This is a genomic window from Streptomyces sp. NPDC017529, from assembly GCF_044329785.1.
Classification (GTDB): domain Bacteria; phylum Actinomycetota; class Actinomycetes; order Streptomycetales; family Streptomycetaceae; genus Streptomyces.
Genome location: NZ_JBIRJY010000016.1, coordinates 57,625 through 78,627, shown reverse-complemented (window position 1 = coordinate 78,627; position 21,003 = coordinate 57,625). Strand labels below are relative to the sequence as shown.

Here is a 21,003-nt window from a genome sequence, read left to right as displayed (position 1 = left end):
CGGCCTCGGAGAAGGGCGCAGGCCCGGTGTGGAGCGAGACAGTGAGTGACGAGAAAGTCTGGGAGCAGTTGCCGGATCAGGCGGTCGCGGACCTGACGTCGGCGTCGTTGCGGCTGGATTTCCTGTCCGACGGCAAAATCGCGCTCGGAATCCGGGCCTCGGGGACAGCCGGCGGGCGCGAGTGGTCGGTCGGCGTGGCGCTGGCGCATACCGCTGCGGACGGGCGGATGGCGGTGGTGGCCGGAGCGGTGCGGCCGCAGCTGTCGTTGGCGCAGCTGCCGGTGGTGGGTCCGCGGCTGCCGCAGGGGGCAGGCCGGGTGACGGCGCTCGCCGTGCTGGCACGCACCGGCTCCAAGGCGCCGAGTGCCGACATGATCAAGCGGCTGCAGGCGCTGCTGACAGGGGCGGGCGTACCGCAGTTGAGCGCGCAGAGCCTGTCGCGGCGGGCGTCGCTGGGCATCGAGCTGACGGTGGCCGGCACGGCGATGCCGCCGTTCTGGGTCGGGACCGGGGGTGGCTCCAAGCGGCTGGCGGACAGTGGCCCGGCGCAGACACAGGGGTCCGTGGAGGCAGGCGGGCCGGACGCCGGGGCAGGCGCGGGCGGTGGGGGTGCGGTGGTGTGGGTGGAGGTGAACAAGGCACTCGGTCCGCTGCAGGTACACCGGGTCGGACTGGTCTATACCGCCTCGGCCAAGCGACTGGCGGTGTTGGTGGACGCCTCGCTGGGCGCGGTCGGCCTGGTCTTCGACGCGGTCGGGCTGGGCCTGGCGGTGACGCTGGACAAGACGTTCGCGATCTCCGGTGCGCTGGACGGCCTGGGGCTGTCCTACGCGGCCGGGCCGGTGAAGGTGGCCGGGGCGCTGGTGCGCCAAGAGCCGCCGCCGGAGCCGCTGAAGCTCTTGATCGGCGGGCTGCTGGCGGTGACCACGCCGCAGCTGGGGTTCTTGGCCGCCGGGATGTACGGGCAGCTCAAGGACGGGCGCACCACCGTCTTCCTGATCGGGCAGGTGACGGGGCTGCATCTGCTGCTGGGCCCGGTGGAGGTGACCGGGTTCGTGGGGGGCCTGGGCTACAACTCCCGCCTGCAGCTGCCCGAGCGGGCCGAGGACGTGGCGTCCTACCCGCTGGTGGCCGGCATCGGGGACGACAGTGCGCTGCCGCTGAGCAAGGGCGCAGCGGCGGTGCTCAAGCAGCTGGGGGAGCTGGTGACGGCGGCCGGCGATCACCTGTGGATCGCGGTGGGCGCCCAGTTCACCGTGTTCAAGGTCGTCGAGGCGTCGGTGGTGGTGGCCCTGCAGGTCTCGCCCGGCGATGTGATGGTGGCGCTGCTGGGCGTGGCCCGGGTCCGCTTCCCGCAGACCGGTACTCCGTATGCGGGGCTGACGCTGGGGCTGCGGGCGGTCTACCGGTACGCCACCGGCGAGCTGTCGGTGGGCGGCGCCCTGGACCCGGCACAGTCGTACGTGGTCAGCCGGGACTGCAAGGTGACGGGTGCGTTCGCGATGTGCACCTGGCTACCGCCCTCGTCCCGGGCGGGGGATTTCGTGATCAGCTTCGGCGGCTACCACCCCGCCTACCGCCCGCCGGCGCACTATCCGCAGTCGCTGGCGCGGATCGGCATCGACTGGCGGCCCAGTGACGCGGTGGTGGTGCGGGGCGAGGCGTACGCGGCGGTGACCCCGTCGATGCTTCAGGTCGGCGGGGCGCTGCGGGTGGAGTACTCCTCCTCGCGGGTCTCGGCCTGGTTGCGGGCGCACCTGGATGCCACGGTGCAGTGGGAGCCGTTCCGCTTCGAGGTGGACCTCGGCATCGAGGTCGGTGCCGAGGTGCGGTTCATGGGCACCCACCGGGTGGAGCTGGAGGCCCGCCTGAATCTGTGGGGCCCGCCGACCGGTGGGGTGGCGCGGCTGAAACTGCCGGTCGTGCCCGACGTCTATGTACGCTTCGGCGCGCCGCGGCCCGCGGCCGCCGAGGCTTTGGAGTGGCCGGACTTCCACAGCCGGGTGCTGGCCGATGCCCAGCCCCAGCTGTCGGTGGCCCGTGGGCTGGTGCACGAACAGCCCGCCCCCGGCGCGGCCGCCGGCAAGGACGTGCCCAAGGCAGCGCTGGGCGCCCTGGTGCTGTCGGTGCGCACCCCGGCTCCCGCGACCCACCTGCGCGTCCAGACCGGTGCCGCCTCCTTCGTGACCAAGGCCGGTGCTGCCACGCAGACCGTGGGGGTACGGCCGATGAACAAGAGCGCGGCGACCGCCGAGTGCACCCTGACGCTGACCAACCAGGCGGGCGCCACCCTCAGCCTGAAGGAGTGGGCGGTGACCCCGGCCTCCGGGAAGCTCCCGATCAGCGCGTGGGGCGCTCCCCTCGGTGCGAGCACGCCGCCGCCGGTGGCACCGGGCAAGGAAGTGCTGGAAACAGTGGTGGGCGCACAGTTGGTGCCGCCTGCCCCCACCCGCACCGACCCTCTGATCGGGCCGATCCCCAAAGACCGGCTGGAGGCCACCTCGGGCAAGGAAGGCGGCCTGCCCAAGCCGGACACGCCGTTCGGCGACCAGCCGGCCGACGGCACCCGCGCGAGCGTCGCCGCCTCGGTGGGCACGGCGACCGCGCGGCAGGCCCGCCAGGCCGTGTACGAGCGGTGGAAGGCGGTGGGCCTGGCGCCGCCCGACCACGGCGCCCCCGCGCCGCTGGACGCGCTCGGTACCTACACCGCACGCCTGTGGTCCCTCCTGCCCGACGACCCGATGCTCATCTCCTGACGGCCCGGAAGGCAGAGCCCATGACCGATGTTGCCGACCCCACCACGCTGCACCTCGCCGCCGACAAGAATCTGCAGGTCACCTTCGCCAGCCAGGACCAGCCCGCCCTGGACACCGACACCTACACCCTCGCCGCCCGGCAACCGGTCAAGGACGGCACCACCACGCTGGGCACTCTGGCCGGGTCGCTGTCCTTCGCCGTCCACGCGCCCCGCTTCACCCTGGAGCCGGCCGACGTCACCGCCGTTCATCCGCCTCCCACCGGCCACGGCGACTTCGGCCTGACCCTGCCCCACCTGGTTCTGTCCCACAGCACCCTGCCCTGGGCCCGCCCTCTGGGCAGCGACAAACAGACCCCCTGGCAGGCCCTGATCCTGGTCACCGACGACGACGTGCTGCTCGACTCCCATCAGGAAGCAGTGACCGCCCGCACGGTCAAGGACCTTCTCAAGCCCCCCGCCACCGTCCTCGCCCCCGCCCTGGACCCGAAGACCGGGCCGGTGCCGGCCGAAAAGATCTACGACCGGCCCTGCCGTACTCTGGACCTGCGGGCCGATGCGGTCACCGACGTGCTACCGCGGCTGGCCGAACTGCGCTGGCTCGCCCACGTACGCGATGTGGCCCTCCATGTCCAGCGCACCTCCCAGGACACCTTCACTCCCGGGCGGCGCGCGGTGCTGTTCAGCAACCGTTTCCCGCGCCTGGCAAACCGCCGCTACACCGCTGCCCTGGTCTCCCTGGAGGGCTACGCCGGATTCAAGTTCCTCGCCGGCAACGGCACCGAATGGCCCACCGGCAAAACGGCGATGCGCCTGGCCGTGCTGTGGTCCTGGTCCTTCACCACCAGCTCGGGAAACGCCACCAACAGCGACTTCCACGCTCTGGCCCAGGACCTGGCCACCGCCAGCCGCGGCGAGAACCTGCTGCGCCTGCCGCATACGAGCGGCAGCGGTGCGGTCGCCGCACACGTCACCGAGCGGCTGCGCGGCGGCTGCGTCCCGGTCACCTACCGGCTGCCGTCCGGAGAACACACTCCGGCCTGGTACCGCGGCCCCTTCACCGCCCGCCCGGCGCGCACGCTGCCCACCGGCCGCACCCCTTTCACCAGTGCGGAGACCGCCCTGGTCTACCTCAAAAACCATGGGGTCTGGGACGTCGGCCACGCGTGCGCGTTCACCCGCGGACAGCTGCTGGCCGCCGCCAATCCTTCGCTGCTGCGAGCGCTGGCCGCCTACCGTATCGCCGGCCTGGATACGCTGCGGACCCTGCACCGCACACCCGATACCGCGCTGACGGCGGCCCAGGACGCCCGCACCCGCTTCCAGGCTCTGGTCAACGCCGATCTCGCCCAAAAGATCACCTCCGGCCTGGAGAAGCCCGACCCGCCCCCGTCGGCGGTCGAGCCGGGACGTACGGCTGCCAACGGGCACCACCGGGCGCCGCGGGGCGCCGCAGCCGGCTTGGATCGCGCGGTACAAGAGCTGTGCGCGGGTACGGCGGCGAAGGACGGAGCCCGGGCAGGGCTGGCGGGCGCGCTGCGGGCGGTGGCCGACGACCATGCGGCCGAGGTGGCCGGCGCACTCGGGGAGCCGCAGCAGTGGATGATGCAGGTGCCCTTCGACCACCTGGTCCCGCACGCCGCCATGCTGCCCGCCCCGGCCGCCCGGTTCTTCCACATCGATGCCCAGTGGATGCGGGCGATGTTCGACGGGATGCGCAGCACCGGCGCTGTCACCCGCCTGGATGTGTACCTGGACAGGCTGCTTGACGACGCGCTCGCCGAGACGTTCTACCCCCAACTGCCGGTCTTCGGCGGGCTGATCCGCTCGCCGCTGGTGCGCTACTGGCCCGAGCTGATGGTCGAAGTCACCCACAACGGCGCCGCGGTGACCACCTACGTGGGGCGGCCGCTGCCGGATGTGATGCTGCTGCTGTGTGACAAGAAGCAGCCCGACCGCATTGTGCTGCGTGAGCCGCCGCACGGGCTGAGCATGGGCTTTCACACCAGCGCCAACGACGGCTCGCTCAACCTGCGCCGCCCCAGCGGTACCGACATCGGCAAGGGACTGGATGCCCAGGCCACCGGGCTCAACGCCTGCAAGCGCGGGACCAGCGACCGGGCCAAGGAAGTACTGCGCATCGCCGAGGGCACCGACCCGGTGACCAGCCGGGTGCAGGCAGCGCTGCGCACCGCCCTGGGCGACACCTCCTATCAACTGACCCCGGCCGGGCTGGCCCTGCAACTGCTGGGCTCCGCAGGCCAACTGGAGCTCACCCCGACCAAGACACCGCCGCCCCAGCGGGAAGAGGCAACGCCGTGACCCTCACCTCCTGCCTGATCGTCCCCGCCACCGTCGATGCGCTGGTCGTCACCCGGCAGACGGCCAACGACCCTTTCTGGCGCCGCCCGCTGGCCTTCCCCAGTCACTACCGCGACCCCGAGCCCCACCCCCTGGACATGGGAGACGCCTTCGGCACCCAGGCCAAGGACCAGGGCGTCTACCTGCACTGGCACCTGCCCGAGGCACTGGGCAAGGGCCGCATCGACCTGTCCCGGGGAGACGGCCCGCTGTGGTACCCCAGCGTGCCCGACCGGTGGCTGATCCTGCGCTACTACCACCCCGACGCCGCAACCGCCGAGCAGGCGCCCCAGGTAGCCGGATGGCTGGTCTACAGCAACTTCCTGTCAGACAAACCGAAACGCAGTGGCGGCGCCACCTCCCGCGTCGGCCGCAAGCAGTGGATGGGCTGCAGCAAGGACCTGACCGCCTCCGGCACCTGGAGCGAGCCCACCGGCTCGTGGCAGAAGCCGTTGACCGTGCTGGGCCCCGGCCTGCCCTCCTTCGCCGCCTTCCAGCCCTACTGCCAGGACGTCTTCTCCTTCCACGACCCCCTGGCCGACGGCAAGGGCAAGCCGGCCGCCCTGGGCAAGGGCACCGTCAGCTACCTGGTGGCCGGCTGGCACTCCAGCGCGGCAGACGACCCGCTGGCCGCCGCCCAGGTCACCTCGCTGCTGGACTTCTTCTGCGACGATGCCGACGCTCCCCACCGGGCCAGCAACGCTTCGGAGCGCCTGGGCTGGAGCGCCACCCCGCTCCCCGCCTTCACCGGCGCCGAACGCTCGCTGTACGCGGGTACCGTGGTCGCGCTGCCCTGGGACGCGGCGAAGAAACCCGCACCGGACCCGCGGCCCCTCCAGCGCCAGGACATCAAGGTCGCTCTCGGACACGACATGGCCGACGCCATGGCCGCCCTCGTCAACGACAGCCTGCCGGCCTACTCCGGCAACGGCGTCGACCGGAGTGCCACCAGCGCCTTCCACGCCTTCCACAGCGGTCACCTGCCCACCCTGGAGCAGGCCGTGGACGAAGGTTTCGAGCCTGACGTACTCCAGACGGCCACCCACCACGACTGGTTCTCCCCCACCCCCGACGGCACCTGGTGGAAACTGACCCGCATCGAGCCCGAGTTCGAGCCCTGGGAAGACGACGGCGCCAACCCCGTGGCCGACGACCCCACCCTGCCGGCCAAACTCGCCGCGCTGAACGCCGCCCAGCACGCCCTGGACCACAAGACGTACGACGTCACCCGGCTCAAGCGGCAGGTGAGCGAACTGTGGTGGCTCAAAGGGCTGTACGCGGAGGCGGAGACCAAACCGGACTTCAATATCACCAAGGCGACCGAGCACACGGACGAGACCAAGGCCGGGCCCGCCAAAGACCTCAAGGACGCGCGGGCAGCGCTGCCGGCCCTGCGCGCCCGGCGGGACAAGGCCCGCGCCGAGCTGGAACAGGCCCTGCCGCCGGACTGGACGCTCAGCTCGGGCCCCAAGGACCCCTTCTACGCCCCAGGCGATCCGACCGTGCTGATGCGCGGGGCCGGCACGCCGCTGAGCGATTCCCTGGCCCGTACCGCGGCTCTGCCGTGCCGGTGGGCCGACCAGCCCCTGGCCGGCCTCGCCCTGACGGCCAAGGACACCTCCCCGGCCAAGACCTTCACCGCCCCCGAGATCGCCCAACTGCCGCTGCCCGCCCACTTCCACAGCGCCACCTCGCTCGCCCCCACGGTGGTGAAGACAGCGATGGTCAACCACGTACGCGAACTGCACGTTCTGCACGGCGCCGGGCACTACCTGGCCAAGGCCGGGCACCTGGCCCACGGCAAGCGAATGCGTGAACAGGAACGGATGAGCAAGCCGCTGCCCACCCCCTGGCCCGAAGCCGACCGGGTCTGGCAGCAGCCTTGGCGGCCGCTGACCCTGACCTGGCAGGTCAAGGCACACACCCTGCCCTACGAAAACAGCGCAGGAAACAGCGTCTGGCATTTCGACGGCAGCCGCCGCCACCTGGCCGCTCCGACCCAGGCCGCCGGCAGCTTCGAGATGCAAGGCCGCAGCCTGATCTCCGCGGTACCCACCGCCACCGTGCGGCACCGCATCGATCAGTACCGTGCCACCTACCCCGGCACCCCCGACGCCTTCACCCGTTTCCGCACCCTGGCCGGCACCTGGAACCTCGCCTCGCAGAAGCTGACCGGACTGCGTGCCGCCCTGACCCACCGCGCCACCAGCCACCTGTCCGGCACCACGCTGCCCGACTCGCTCACGCCCCGCGAGGGCACCGTGCCCGACCCCGCCCTCGGCACCTACCAGAGCGTCGAAGCCGCCCACATCCGGCTGCGCAGACTCAACATCGTCGACACCTTCGGCCGCGGCGTCCTGGTCGTCGACAGCGACAACGAGCAGAACTACCGTCCGCGCCGCTCGGCGTCCCTCATCAGCGACCACAAGGCCACCACCGGCAACGAGAACGAGGACAAGGACACCCACCGCTACATCGAACTGGCCCCGCGCCTTGTGCAGCCCGCTCGCCTGCAGCTGAGCGCGCTGTCCCACACGGCCACCACCACCGGCCTGGACAAGGTCGTCGACACCGACAGCGACCCGCTGCTGACCCGCGACACTCCCGTCGCCGCCTGGCTGGTCGTCCGCCGCACCAGCGCCGACGGCCACCCGGCCCGGCACTTCGTCCTCGCCGTCTACTCACCCGAGGGAGAGGCCCTGGGCGAGGTACGTTTCCTCGACGGGCCCGCCGAGGACGGCTCCCGCGACGCCGTGACCTGGCTGCCGCTGCCCGGCTCCGCCTACCTGACCCCGCAGTCCCTGCGCCAGGTCCCCTTCACCACCGCCTACCCGGCGCTGGCCGGCTTCCTGCACGGCCTGGTCGACGCCGACCCCGACGCCATCGCCGCCGGCCTCGCCCCGGCCACCGAGCGCCCCGCCCGCCTGGTCGACCTGGCCCAGAGCGTGGAGACCACGCTGCTGTGCACCGCCCACCGGCCCGATGCCGGCATCGGCGCCGGCATGGCCGCCGGACGCCCCCTGGCCCTGGTCCGCATGCGCCTGCACCTGGAACTGGACGCGTCACCCTTGACCAACCCCCACTGGGACAAGGTCTTCGACTCCGCCACCACAACCGACCCACGTTATGCGACGCGCCGCTGGCCGGTGCGTCTGGGCGCCGGCGGGGACCGCCGCGACGGCCTGGTCGGCTACTACACCGCTCCCGCCGCCACTCCCGCCCCCGCCCCAGGCACCACCGACTACGAGACACTGCACGCCGTCCACCCGCCGCCCGAACCCGCCAGCGGCTACATCCAGCACATCTACGACGGTGCCGACCTCGCCGTTCCCGCCCGGCCCGTCGCCCCGAAGGTCGACCCGAAGGACGCCGCCTACTTCACCGTCCTGATCGACCCGTACACCCAGCTGAGCGCCCACAGCGACATCCAGCCCCAACTGCGCTACCGCCTGCCCGGCGCCGCCGTCGACGCCCACCTTCAGCGCCTGGTCCTGGGTGTACGCCTCGGCCCCGCCCTGGCCCGGATCCTGCCCGCCGCCGGAACGCCCGGCGGCTTCCCCGGACGGTCACAACTGACGCTGCCGACCCCCGACGCCGCCGGCGACTGGGGCTTCGCTGCCCGTACCCGGCCCCCGGCCACCGGCTGGGACCACTACGACTTGGCCGCCGCCACTCAGGAAGCCCGCCTGGGCCCGGATACGCCCGACGTCCACAGCGGCTACCTCACCTGCACCCCCCAGCCCTCCGCTGCCCCCGGGCGCATCGATCCGCAGGAGTCCCGATGACCCACGCGCCCTACGCCGCCGCCCTCCACCCGGACTCCGTGAAGTGCAGCACCCTTTGGGACCCGCAGGCTCCCACGCTGCATCTGCGCATCACCGCCCCCGTGCAGAGCGTGCGCGTGACCGTACCCACCGGGCCCCACGCCGGCGACCTGACCGAAGCCACCGACAGCCTCGCCCCCCACACGCCCGAATGGACACTGCAGCAGGCGGGGCACGGTCTCCTGGACGCGCATCCCATCGGCGCCCCTGCCGCGCATACGGAACTGGCCCTCGGCCCCCTGCTCGTCAACGCCGAACCCGGCACCGTGGAGATCACCGTCAGCGCCACCCTGGACGACGGCACCACCCACACCACCCGACACCACCTGACGAAGGACACCAACGACTTCGTCATCGCACGCCTGGCACCTGCTGTGGCCGAAGTCGGCCATGGCAAGTCGGTCAAGCTGACCTGGGACGGGCCCAAGGGCAAGCCCACCTACACCCTGCTGCGCTCCGACAAAAAGGCCGTCAAGAACCCGATCGCTGTCAACGACAAGAACGGCACCTGCGACTACACCGTCGACGACCTCACCAACGCGGCCACCGCCTTCCTCCTCAAGGCCGCCGGCCCCAACAACAAGGAGGCCCACGCGGCCACCGCCGTCCACGTCACCCTCGGCGACGTTCAAGCCGGAGCGCTCTCCGCCAACGGCCACACCACCCTGATGCGCACCCCCACGGCCGCGTGGAGCGCCACCGCCAAAGAAACCAAGTGCTACCGGGCCGCCACCGACGGCTTCGTCACCGCCACCGTGACCACCCGCCAGGACAACACCCGCGCCACCCTGAGAATTTCCGTCTCCCGGCCGGGCAAGGACTCCCAGCCCGCCGTCGAACGCGTCCTGCACGCCGACAGTGCCCAGATTCCCGTCAACGCCCAGCTTCCCCTGCCGGCCGGGGCCGAGCTGCAACTCGCCCTGTCCGGGGACTCCCCCAGCGGCCAGGCCGCCTGGTTCGCCCTGGGCGGCGGCGACCTCACCGAGCAGACCTGCGGCAGCCGGTCGGCCGGGCACAAGTAGGGAGACCGGTATGCCCCAGCCCGCCGCCGACGACGCCGTCCTGAAGTACACACTCAAACCCGACCACCTGCCCGCCACGGACACCAACGCCGAACTGGAGCTCGTAGCCGAGAACCTCACCGGCGCTCCCGTCAGACTCAGTCGCGTCAGCCTGCGACTGCCCCGCGGCAAAGGTGCCGCGGACGTCACCGAGCAGAAGGCCGACGGCCTCGGTCTGCGGGTCCCCGACGACTGGGAGGCCTATCGCCAGGACCTCACCGGCCCGGACCGCACCGAGGTCGGGAGCAAGGATCCCGAAGACGTCGGCATCGAGGTGAAGAACAACGGCGGCGTCTCCTTCACCATCACCGGCCTCGTCCTCAACGGCGCCCAGGGCCAGGCATCCGTCACCGCCTGCGAGCGCACCCCCGCAGGCACCACCCGCACCAAGACCCTGACCCTGAACAAGAACCCGGCCGGCTTCGTCTTCCGGGACTTCCGGCCCGACCCCTACATGATCGACGCCGACCACCGCAGCACCAGCCTCACTTGGAAGACCACGAAACCCGCCAACACCACCGTCAAGTACACCCTCACCCACAGCACCGGCCACGGCCCCAGCAAACCCATCGACGTCTCGGGCCGCACCAGCTACCCGCTCGCACCCGCCCACGACACCCTGTGTGTGCTGAAGGCCGAACTCACCCCCAAAACCGGGCCGAAGAGCACCGCCTCCCTGTATACCACCGTGCTCGTCGCCCACCCCGCCGTCACCGCGGGCAAGCTCAGCGCCGAACGCACCGTGAACCTCCTCAACCGCCCCCTGGCCCAAGCCGGTTACCTGCCCGGCTTCACTCCCCACGACTGGCGCAAGAACCTCATCTCCGCGGACCGGCCGACAACCCTGACCGCCACCACCGACAGCTTCCTCCTGGTCCGCGTACGCACCAGCCTCGCCGACAAGACCGTCACCGCCACCCTGGCCACGACCAAGAACGACACCACAGTCCACACCGCCACCGTGCACACAGGGCTGGCCGAGCAGACCTACTGCCTGCCCCTGCCCGCTCATCACCAGCTCACCATCACCACCAGCGCTCCCGAGATCGGAGACAACGAGTGGTACCTCCTGGCCCTGGACTGGCGTCCGCTGGGCGCCGGCCGCACCGCGCTCACATGACCGCGCGGGCCGGCCGCCACCACAGCCACGTACGAGCCGAGCTACGGATTCGCGCCGCTCAAGAAGCCGTCGCGGTCACTCTGCCGCGTGAAGGTGTAGACACCCTTCTTCAAAGCCACCGTGAACGCCGTTTCCTGCGTGCCGACGTACAGCCGCAATACCTGCTGTTCCCCGACCTTGTCGTAGCCCAAGAAAGCCGCCGTCACCTGACCGGTCACCGGCCCGGCCAACGGCGTCTTCGACACGAGGCCCGATGTCGGGTACCACACGCAGTAAGCGCTCTTGCCTCCGCTGTCCTTCCCCCACAGCAATACCTGGGCGTCGGGAGTCTCGTTCGCCGCCGACAGCACGAAGCCCTTGGGCAGCGCGGGCAGGCTCCGCACCTTGGGTTCTTGCCGGCCGTTTTCCGTGTGCAGCCACGAGATCCACGAGTACCCCTGCTTCGCCGGCACCAGCGCATGGAAGGTGTAGACATTGTCGCTGATCCTCTCGTCCCTGCGGAACACCGCCACCGGGCCGGTATCTCCGAGGTTCACCCCCTTCCACCAGGTGTCGTAGCGCTTCTTCGACTCGCTGAACTTGATCTCGACTTTGTCCTGCTCCGACGTGTACCACGTCTCAATGGCTTTACCGTCGGATTCACGTTGCAGGATCCTCCGCAGCAGCACACCGTAGAACACGAAGACGAGGGGCTCCTTCTTGGGCTTGCCTTTCCCGCAGACGATGGCCGTTGGCGTGTCCGTCATCGATCGCAACCTTCCGGTTCAAAGGTGATGTGTCGCGGTGATGTGTTAACAGGGAAGCGCCGGCCCAAACTCTGTACGGAACGCGGCGATACGGAGCGCACTTTCGAAGACGTGCCCGGCCGGCGGGGCCTGGACCGGCGCCCGGCTGCGCATCCTTCGTCGGCAGCAACAGCGCAGGGGCCCCGAAACGAAAACACGAAAGGAAGCCGTCATGGCCACGATCAGAGTCTTCGGGCAGTGCCACCAAATCTGCACCTTCACTCACCCGAACAAGCCGTACCGGGAGTTCAAGAAGGCCTTCTCCTACGCCACAACCCTCGATGTCCCCGCACGTCGGGAGGACGGCTCCTCCGCGGCGGAGCACGACTCGTCACAGACCCCCACACCCGCGCCGGAGCCCAGCGGCGAAGAACAGAGCGCTCACGTCACCGAATCCCCGGCCAAAGAGACACCCAGAGGCCAGTACGGCACCTTCTGGTCGACGAACGTGGAACGCGCCGACAGGGTCACCGCGGACGACAGCGGCCTCGCCTACGCCTACTCCTACCCCGAGGCTTGGACGTATCCCGACCGGACGAAACTGATGGAGATGAAGACGAGCTCCGCGCAGACCGACGTACGCCTTACCGGGAAAAGCGCCTTCTTCGACCAGCAGGACAACCTCCTGTACGTAGGCTCGGGATCGGAAGGCACAGTATTCGTCTACAAAGCGCCGTCGGGCGGAACGCGCAAGGACCAGTATTCCGGAACCTCCTACGAGATCAGCCGGAGAGATGTCTGGAAGGGGGGAACCCTGACCCTCGCGGTGGGGAAGCCCAACAAGGAAGTCAAAATCTACGCCCTGTCGGCCAAGACGTTCGGACAGTGGCCGAAGTACAAGCGGATGTTCACCTCCTCAAGCAAGAAAGGCCACGGACGCGACCTCAGAGCCGACCGCAGTGACGAGGTGAGTCAGGACTGCAGATTCATCGCCATCGACCCGTCGAACTCCTACCTGTTCCTGGCCGGCGACCACGTCCTCCAGCGGCTCAACCTCAGCTCGGACGTGTTCACGGACTTCACCGCGGGCGGATGGCTGTGCTGCCAACCGGTCTTCGCGACCAAGGGCGGCACCACCTATTGCTGCATGGTCGAGTCTTCGGGGTCCAACCTGCTGGTGTCCCGGTACGACGTGACCGCGCCCAAAAGCCGCACGACGAAAACGATCGACGGCAGCGATGGCACGACCCGCGCAGGACTCGCCGTCCACCCCTCGACGCAGAACCTGTGGCTCGTCTACGCCACCGGCGCCACATCTCTCCGCGCCCAGGAATTCGATCCCTCGACCATGACCACAACCGCCAACTTCCGCACCGCGACACTACCCGGAGCAAGCTCCTACAACGACCTGGACTTCACCGGATGGCAGCAAGGGGCCTGCTACGGCGCGTTCATCACCGCGTGACAGCGCCACCGCCGCACCCGGCGGCAAAGCACGTAAGGCAATTGACGAAGACGTCACTCAGGAGGCACCGAATGGCCAAGCTCAAAGTATTCGCGCTGACCCAGCAGAGCGGGCGTTACTACGTAAACGGACTTCTCCGCGAAGCCGCGGACGTTTCGTGCGCCCAGCCTTTCACCTTCGACCTCTCCTCGCGCCGAACGGCGGAGGACCCCCCAGTGGAAGCAGACGCCGCACCCCAACGCACGATGCAGAGCACCGAAACAAGACCGGACGCACACTCCTCACAAGACACGCCACAGGGAACGCCGGCCGAGACAGAAGGGATGGCCGTCACCTTGGAGGTGCGTCCGTCCGACAAGGTCGTCATGGATGACCAGGACCTGGCCTACGCATACTGCTACCGGCCATGCGGGGGTACCGACAGAACCAAGCTGATGGAGCTGAAAGCGGCGACCCCTGTCACCGATGTCCGCATCGAGGGGAGAAGCGCGTACGTGAACCCGCAGGACAACTCCCTGTACGCAGCGTCCGGCACGAGCGGAAGCGCCCATGTCTACAACGCCCCCAAGAACGGCTCCCGAAAGGATACTTACTCCGGGACGTACTACACGTTCGGCACGGGAAGCGTCTGGGCGAACGGCGTTCAAGACCTGGTGCTGGGAAAGCCCAATCAGGTCCCCAAGTTGTATGCGCTGTCCTACAACTCGACCGGCGCCAAACGCGTCCTCGTCTCCACAGAGATCAAAAATCACGGCCTCAGCACATACGCGGACCGGAACGACGAGGTGAACGAACAGTTCCGCTTCATTGCGGTGGACCCGACGAACTCCTATCTGTTCCTGGCCGGTGGCGGCCTCCTCCAGCGCCTGAACCTCACCTCGCCGACCAACCCCTTCACGGACTTCACGGCGGGATCGGAAGTGTGCTGCCCGCCTGTTTTCGCGACCAAGCAGAGCACCACCTACTGCTGCACCGTAGAGACAACGGAGGACCAACTCATCGTGGCCCGGCACGACATCACCAAACCCAGCAGCCGGACCACCGAGACCGTCGACACCATCAAAACAATGTGCGCCGGAGTCGCGGTCCACCCCACCACCCAGAACCTCTGGGTCGTCTACGCCTCCTCCCCCACCAGCCTCCGCGCCCAGGAACTCGACCCGGCGACCATGAAGAAGACCTCCTCCTGCCACACCGGCAAGCTCCCTGCCATTCCACCGTTCAGAAACATCAACTCCCAGGCCTGGGCCCGCGGCGCCTGCTACGGAGCCGTGATCACGCCGTGACCGGGCGGTTGACCACGCTCACCGCCCAACGCCCAGCCCGCATCGTTCACGAGCCGTCGTAACAAGCACCGCGGGGAGCCGATTAACCGACGCGACCCCGCCCGGCGTCGGTGACAGGCCACCATGCGGGTGATCTCGTCGGCAATCGGCTCCGCTCCGTCAGGGTCGGGCGGTCAGCGGGTGGTGTAGCCGCCGTTGGGGAACAGTGTCTGGCCGGTGAACCACCATCCTTCGGTGGCCAGGAACCTGATGATCGGGACGATGTCCTCGATGTGGGTGAGCTGGTTGCCCATCGCCTGGGACTTGTGGAACTCCGTTCTCTCCGGGGTTTCCTGCGGGTAGAAGAACGGCGTGTCCATCGGGCCGGGCGCCACGGTGTTCACCGAGATGTACCGGTCGGCGAACTCCTTGGCCGCCGCCCGGGTGAAGTGCTCCAGTGGTGCCTTGCCGCCGGCGTAGGTGGAGTAGCCGTCCGTGAAGGCGGCCAGCAGTGACGTACCCAGGCTGATGATCTTCCCGTGGTCGTTCAGCCGGCGCCCGGACTCCTGGATGAAGAAGTACGCCGCCTTGGCGTTGATGCCGAACATGCGGTCGTACTCTTCCTCGGTGGTCTCCAGGATCGGCTTGCGCAGCACCATCCCGGTGGTGTTCACCGCGATGTCCACGCCGCCGAAGGCGTCCACCGCCGCGTCGAAGAGCCGCCGCACCTCCGCGACCTTGGTCAGGTCCGCCTGGGCGGAGACGGCCTGCCCCCCGGCTTTCTTGATCGCCTCCACCGTCTGCTCGGCGTCGCTCTGGGAGCTGTGGTAGTGCACGACCACCTTCGCCCCGGCTTCCGCGAAATTCCTGCTGATCAGCCCGCCCAGATTCTTCTCGCCCCCGCCGACGACCGCGACCTTGTCCCGCAAAGTGTTCTCGGCCATGCTCCGCACTCCTGACGCTCTTGCCGGTGACCGACTTGATCACCCTTCCCATACGACACCAGGCGGGCATTCCGGGCATCTGGTGGCAGGAGTTCCGCGTCGCTCCACAAACATCGCCCACCGGTTGGCGGCGGAGACGTAGTCGACGGACTTGAGGCGGTGAGTGGCGGCCAGTTCGAGGACCGTGCGCGTGCCGCCCACGCCTACGCGCAGCGATTGAGCTGCGTGGCAGGGGAAGCGGACGGCCGGCTGGTGGGGGACGGCTGTGCGCTTCGCTTCTCAGGGCGCTGCGGTCGATCACTCGTTCGGCACTCATAGGGCGCGCGATCGCGGCTCGGCAGGCAGTTTGGGATTACTCCCGTTTGCCTGCGCGGCCGACCGGCTGAACTGCGGGCCTGGTGAAAGGAACCGAGTGGTGTCCGCCCACATTGGGGCCCCGGATCCGGCGTCGCCGGTCCGCGCCGCCTCCCCAGCAGACAGACCGTTGCCCTTCTTGCTCCCGCACCGCCGGACACCAGTGGACCCGTCGCCGTGGTTGACACGCTGAGCGCCGTCCCCGACGCTCCGCGCGAGCTGCCTCGTACCGGCCCGTCACGGGTCCCGTCGGGGGCCGCGTTCATGCAGACCCTGCTCACCCGCAGCGTCGTACGCGGCTATACCGACGCGCCGATCGACGCCCCCGTCGTGGAGACGCTGCTCGACGCCATGCTCGCCGCGCCCTCCGGGGGCAACGCCCAGGCGTGGTCCTTCCTCGCCGTCCAGGACCGGCGTACCATCCGGCGGCTGCGCGGCCTGTCACCGGGCGTGATCGGGCTGCCTCCGCTGATCGTCGTCGTCTGCGTGGACACCACGCGAAGCACCGATGTCTCCGGGCGGCGGATCGCGCCGCTCTGCGCGGCCATGGCCACCCAGAACCTGCTGCTCGCCGCGCACGCGCACGGGCTCGGTGCCTGCCCGGTGCACGGCTTCGTGCCCGGCGTGCTACGCGAGCTGCTCGACCTGCCAGTCACGCTCGACCCGCTGCTCCTGGTGCCGGTCGGGCATCCCGCGCAGACACCCCAACCGTCCCCGCGCCGCCCCAGAAGCGAGGTGATCAGCTATGAGCGAGTCGGCCTCTCCGCACCCGCCGCAGCTGACTGAGGGGCTCGCGCTGCTGGCCGGCTTCCTGTTGAGCAGCGCGCGAGGCCTGCTGGACGAACCCGGCTTCTACGGCGTCTTCCGGTGCATGGACGGAGCGCGCCGCACCCTGGAGCTGCTGGAGGCGAGCGGACCCCACGACCCGCGGCTGGCCGCCGTCCGCGCCGAGATCGAACGCCTGGCCACCGGCCCGCAGCAGCCTTTCGACGCTGCCGAGCTCCTGGACGACCTCTGCCGTCAGGTGGCTCACGCCGTCCGGGAACCCGCACCGGCCGCGGACGCCTCCGCACGTCCCTGACGCAGGCACCCCGGCCACGCCCACCAACATCGAGGAACCTCCGTGTCACATTCCCTGTCCCCCACCGCAACGACGAACGCGGACAGCTACACCGCGCTGCCGCACACCCCCAACTGCCGACGGTTGCTGTCCGGAGCCGACCACCTGCTGATCGGCGTCAGTCCGGGCAACAGCTACTACGGCATCCCCACCCTGGCCCGGATGCTGCGCTGGGCACACGCCACCTTCCAGCGGGTGGACGTCATCGTCCCTGACCGCTCCCTGCCCGCCAACTACCGCGCGCGGGGCTATGCGGAGCAGGTGGCGCGCAAGAAGGCCCGCACCGAGATATCCGGCGTCCGTCGGCGTCTCCGCCGCGCCTTCGAATGCAGCGGCGTCCCCGAGCCGGAACAACGCACCCACCTGCTGTCCGAGTTGGCGCAGTCGCCCGAGTACCGCGCACTGCACCAGCGGGTCCGGGACGCGCTGGCGTCGGACGAACGCACCCGCCGTGTCTGCCGGGAGGTGACGGCCAAAGCCGTCACCGTTCCCGCGGACGGGCAGCAACCGGTGCAGGGCGAGCCCCCGCAGGGCGATCCGACCGGCCTGGCACTGGAGTACCTCATCGACGAGCTGCCGTTCTTCATCGACACCCCGAGCATCCTCGGCGTGCCGGCGTCACTGGCCAGCTACCACGCCCCCGTCCCGTTCGCCGACCTGCTCTACACCGAGGACGGCCCGCTGCGCGCCGCCGCCGACCAGGGTCTCGTCCTGCTCTCGGAGATCTCGGCCGAACGCTGATCATCAGTACGCCGCCGGACACAGCCGTCGGCGACGCCCGCCCGCCAGGCAGGCAGGCGCGGGCCACCCCACCACGGGAAAGAGCACCCACCGTGACCACCGCACATGACCCCGCCGCGCCCGCGGATCCCGCCTCCGGCACTCTTACGTACCCGTTCCACGACTGGACCCAGCAGCTTTCCCCCCACTACGCGCGGCTGCGGGAGTCCGGCCCGCCGGTCTGCCCGGTCGTCTCCGAGTACACCGGCGACCGGCTGTGGCTGGTGACCCGCTACGCCACAGCTGTGCAGGTGCTGGAGGACCCCCGGCTCAGCTCGGCCGCCGCCATGGCTCCCGGCTCCCCGCGCCACGAACCCGTCGAGTTGCGGGCCCCGGGCACGCGCGGCAACGGCGTCGCGCTTCTCAACGAAGCCGGGATGCGGGCCGTACTCGCAGACGGCCTCGGGCCGCGTGCGGTACGCCGCCACCAGGAGTGGATCCGCGAGCGGGCCGACACCCTGATGCACGAACTCCTCACCCGCCGGGACACGTTCGACCTGGCACGGGAGTTCGCCCTGCCGCTGGCCCGGGGGACGGCATCCCGGACCCTGCTGGGGCCGCTCGACGCCGACGAGGAGGAGCAGCTGATCCGTTGGGCAGACGTCAGCCTGCGGTTCTGCGGAGCGACCGCCGAGCACATGGTCGCCGGCTTGACCGACATTCACCGGTACTTCCTCGCCCATGCCCGCCGCCTGGCCGACGCACCGGGGAAGCACCTGCTCAAGACCATCGCCAACACCGCTACACACACCGGTCGGCTCAGCGACGAGGAGCTGGCGGAAGTCGCCGAACTCTTCCTCGTGGCCGGGTACCCCACCTCCTCCGGGTTCCTCTGCGGAGCCCTGATCACCCTGTTGAACCATCCCGAGGCCGTCGCGGCGCTGAACCGCGACCCGGCGCTGATCCCGTCCGCCGTCGAAGAACTGCTGCGCCACACGCCCCTTTCCACCGGGGCAGCCAGACGCCGGGCCACCGAGGACGTGCAGGTGGACGGCACGACCATCAAGGCAGGCGACGTGGTGCTGATCTCGATGGAGGCTGTCAACCACGACCCGGAGGCGTTCGAGGACCCGGACGCCTTCATCCTCGGCCGCCAGGGCCCCGCACACTTCGGCTTCGGGCGCGGCCTGCACTTCTGCCCCGGCAACCGGCTGGCGCGCTGCCTGATCGAAGCGATGGTGCGCGCCGTGGCCGGCCACCCCGGTCTGCGCCTGGCCGTGGCGCCGGAGGACATCCGCTGGCACGAGGGTCTCTTCTTCCGCCGCCCCGAGGCGATCCCGGCGTCCTGGTGACCGGTCCGCCCGGTCATGCGCGGACGACTTCGACGGTCGCGGTCGCGCCCGGTGGTACCCGTACGTCCACGCAGGTGTGGACCCTTCCGTGGAGTGTTTTCCGCCGGCACTCGTACGGCCTGCCGCCGTCAGTCCTTACGGTGTGGTGATCGCCCGGGAAACGGGCCTGCCACACGTACGTCTTCGATGTGCCGTTGGTGAGCTGGGACCGGTGGGTGCCGTCGTGCCGCAGGTCGAAGGAGCCGCTGCCGACGGGAATGCCGTCGATCCGCAGCCAGTCGATGCCACGGGGCAGGTGCGAGCGGGTGGTCACCCTGGCGCGCGGGGCGTCCGGGCGGAATCCCATCAGCCCTTCGACGGTCTGCGAGACGAGGGTGAACGCGACTTCCGGGTAGTCGCCGTTGAGTCCCTGCGCGGCGACGGGGTGGCGGTCGTTGCGGTGGTCGTAGACGTAGCGCATCCACTTCCACGCCTGCCGGTCGCGGTCGTTGGCGAAGAAGGTGTCAGGCAGGTACGTGATCGCCTCGATGTTCTCCGGTTTACCCGTTCCCTCGGCCATCTCGTCGATGTAGTCGAGGTAGGCGTCGTTGCGCGGTCCGGGCAGTAGCAGGCGTTTCATGGGCATGAACCAGCTGTTCTCTGTCCCCCATCCGGACAGCGGGGCGCCGGAGAGCGAGTAGGCGCGTGTCATCGCGGCGCCCTGGTTCGCGACCCAGCCGTGATGGAAGTACCTGCGCAGTTCCGCGGCCCGTTCCGCATACCGGGCCGCTTGCTGCTCCTCGCCCCGGGCCGACGCGAGGGCCGAGGCGACCAGGTAGGCACGGTACTGGGAGGCGAACGCGTCACCGGCCTCGACCAGTTGCTCGCCGCTGGTCTCGTTGTAGCTGGCCGAGCCCTCGAAAATGCCCTGCCCCGTGCCCTCGGCCACGCCGTTGGGCTTGAGCCGGTCGTGCTCCTTGACGAATTCCGTGGTTGCGTGACGGCAGAAGTCCCACATGGTGTCGCCGACGTAAAAGGCGTCGCCGCTCCACCGGTAGGCCTGTTCCGTCTTCTCCACCAGTTCGAAGGGCGCGGGCACCTCGCGCACGAACGAGTCGGGGCTGCGATAGTCGATGCGCAGATATGTTCGGGCGTCGAAATTGTACGACCACACGGGGTAGTACACGTGTGCGGCGACTGCCGAAACGGCGAAAGAGCGCAGCATGGTCTTGTTCTCTTTGTTCAGCCCCAGGATCTGGGCACCGGCAACCTGGTGGGCGGTATCGCGCGCGTAATAGCCACTCCGGTGCGCGTAGCCGGCCCAGTACGACGGGGCATAGGCCGCGGTACCGTTTCCGCTGGGATTCCTCTCGTCGACGTTGAGGGGCCCTACGGTGCCGGCCAGGTGGACCCAGCTGTTGGCCTTGCGCTTGGCCCACTCGAACATCTCCGCCAGCACGGGGTCCGAAGAGGTGGCCCGCGGGTCGGCCGGGGCCGCGGGGGACAGCATGACGTCGTCGGCATTGATCCAGGCGTCACCGGACGCGAACACGATCTCCATCCGGTCCCCTTTTTCCAGGGCGACCCGTGAGACGGTGTGGCGGGAGTAGAAGGAACGGTTCACGACGGCGACCTCGCCGGCCGGCGCGCCGTTGACCCGTACGAGGAACGCGCCGCTCGGCCCGCCCGCGGCGATCCACGCGGACACGTCGTACGAGCCCTTCCCGGTCGCGGCCACCGTCTGCCCGACCTGCCGTCCCCTTCCGGCTTCCAGGTAGGCGTTGCAGCGTCCGGTGTGCGGATTGGCGACGGCGACGCCGGTGCCGTCGTCCCAGGTCCACCCCTCCTTGCCTTGCTCGAATCCGGGGTTGGACAACGCCAGGAACGACGGGTCGGCGTAGGGACCATCTGGTGATGACACGAGCGAACCGTCCTCTCGTTGGATGGATACGGCCCGG

General features: G+C 69.7%; 14 protein-coding genes. 11 read left to right on the top strand and 3 right to left on the bottom strand.

What is annotated here, in order from left to right:
• Positions 1 to 41: 41 nt before the first annotated feature.
• From ACH4K4_RS30260 to ACH4K4_RS30240, 5 genes are read left to right on the top strand one after another with little or no spacing between them, the layout of a single operon-like run.
• The gene (locus ACH4K4_RS30260; protein WP_398171674.1) at positions 42 to 2,756 is read left to right on the top strand and encodes a DUF6603 domain-containing protein; all 2,715 of its coding nucleotides are present in this window, start codon (positions 42 to 44) and stop codon (positions 2,754 to 2,756) included.
• Between the two features lie 20 nt (positions 2,757 to 2,776).
• On the top strand, positions 2,777 to 5,077 hold the full coding sequence (locus ACH4K4_RS30255; RefSeq protein WP_398171673.1) for a hypothetical protein: 2,301 nt from the start codon (positions 2,777 to 2,779) through the stop codon (positions 5,075 to 5,077).
• Positions 5,074 to 8,901: a hypothetical protein gene (locus ACH4K4_RS30250; protein WP_398171672.1), complete on the top strand. Its 3,828-nt coding sequence runs from the start codon at positions 5,074 to 5,076 to the stop codon at positions 8,899 to 8,901. The genes ACH4K4_RS30255 and ACH4K4_RS30250 overlap by 4 nt, the downstream gene beginning before the upstream one ends.
• Positions 8,898 to 9,962, top strand: coding sequence for a hypothetical protein (locus ACH4K4_RS30245; RefSeq protein WP_398171671.1), 1,065 nt, complete (start codon positions 8,898 to 8,900; stop codon positions 9,960 to 9,962). Before ACH4K4_RS30250 ends, ACH4K4_RS30245 begins: the two co-directional genes overlap by 4 nt.
• Before the next feature lie 10 nt (positions 9,963 to 9,972).
• Positions 9,973 to 11,121: a hypothetical protein gene (locus ACH4K4_RS30240; protein ID WP_398171670.1), complete on the top strand. Its 1,149-nt coding sequence runs from the start codon at positions 9,973 to 9,975 to the stop codon at positions 11,119 to 11,121.
• Positions 11,122 to 11,162: 41 nt separating this feature from the next.
• On the opposite strand, the gene ACH4K4_RS30235 is transcribed toward ACH4K4_RS30240, so the two are convergent.
• Entirely contained in the window at positions 11,163 to 11,867 is a 705-nt protein-coding gene (locus tag ACH4K4_RS30235; RefSeq protein ID WP_398171669.1) for a hypothetical protein, read from the bottom strand.
• 211 nt (positions 11,868 to 12,078) lie between these two features.
• Between ACH4K4_RS30235 and ACH4K4_RS30230 the strand changes: the two genes are divergently transcribed.
• Positions 12,079 to 13,311, top strand: a complete 1,233-nt coding sequence (locus ACH4K4_RS30230; protein ID WP_398171668.1) for a hypothetical protein — start codon at positions 12,079 to 12,081, stop codon at positions 13,309 to 13,311.
• Positions 13,312 to 13,382: 71 nt separating this feature from the next.
• Entirely contained in the window at positions 13,383 to 14,597 is a 1,215-nt protein-coding gene (locus ACH4K4_RS30225; protein WP_398171667.1) for a hypothetical protein, read from the top strand.
• A 173-nt stretch (positions 14,598 to 14,770) separates the two neighbouring features.
• Here the strand turns inward: ACH4K4_RS30225 and ACH4K4_RS30220 are convergent, their stop codons facing one another.
• Entirely contained in the window at positions 14,771 to 15,520 is a 750-nt protein-coding gene (locus ACH4K4_RS30220) for an SDR family oxidoreductase (RefSeq protein WP_398171666.1), read from the bottom strand.
• A gap of 531 nt (positions 15,521 to 16,051) precedes the next feature.
• Here ACH4K4_RS30220 and ACH4K4_RS30215 point away from each other — a divergent pair.
• The 4 genes from ACH4K4_RS30215 (at position 16,052) to ACH4K4_RS30200 (ending at position 19,066) form a co-directional block, all read left to right on the top strand.
• Positions 16,052 to 16,660, top strand: a complete 609-nt coding sequence (locus ACH4K4_RS30215; RefSeq protein ID WP_398171665.1) for a nitroreductase family protein — start codon at positions 16,052 to 16,054, stop codon at positions 16,658 to 16,660.
• Positions 16,620 to 16,955, top strand: a complete 336-nt coding sequence (locus tag ACH4K4_RS30210; protein WP_398171664.1) for a DUF6092 family protein — start codon at positions 16,620 to 16,622, stop codon at positions 16,953 to 16,955. The genes ACH4K4_RS30215 and ACH4K4_RS30210 overlap by 41 nt, the downstream gene beginning before the upstream one ends.
• 42 nt (positions 16,956 to 16,997) lie before the next feature.
• Complete coding sequence (locus tag ACH4K4_RS30205; RefSeq protein WP_398171663.1) at positions 16,998 to 17,735, top strand: tRNA-dependent cyclodipeptide synthase; 738 nt, start codon at positions 16,998 to 17,000, stop codon at positions 17,733 to 17,735.
• Positions 17,736 to 17,827: 92 nt separating this feature from the next.
• Positions 17,828 to 19,066 carry a cytochrome P450 gene (locus ACH4K4_RS30200; protein ID WP_398171662.1) on the top strand — a complete coding sequence of 413 codons (1,239 nt, stop codon included), beginning with the start codon at positions 17,828 to 17,830 and terminating at the stop codon, positions 19,064 to 19,066.
• 13 nt (positions 19,067 to 19,079) lie between these two features.
• Here ACH4K4_RS30200 and ACH4K4_RS30195 read toward each other — a convergent pair whose 3' ends face one another.
• A complete protein-coding gene (locus ACH4K4_RS30195; RefSeq protein WP_398171661.1) occupies positions 19,080 to 20,966 on the bottom strand; it encodes a hypothetical protein in 1,887 nt (628 codons plus the stop codon).
• Between the last annotated feature and the right edge of the window lie 37 nt (positions 20,967 to 21,003).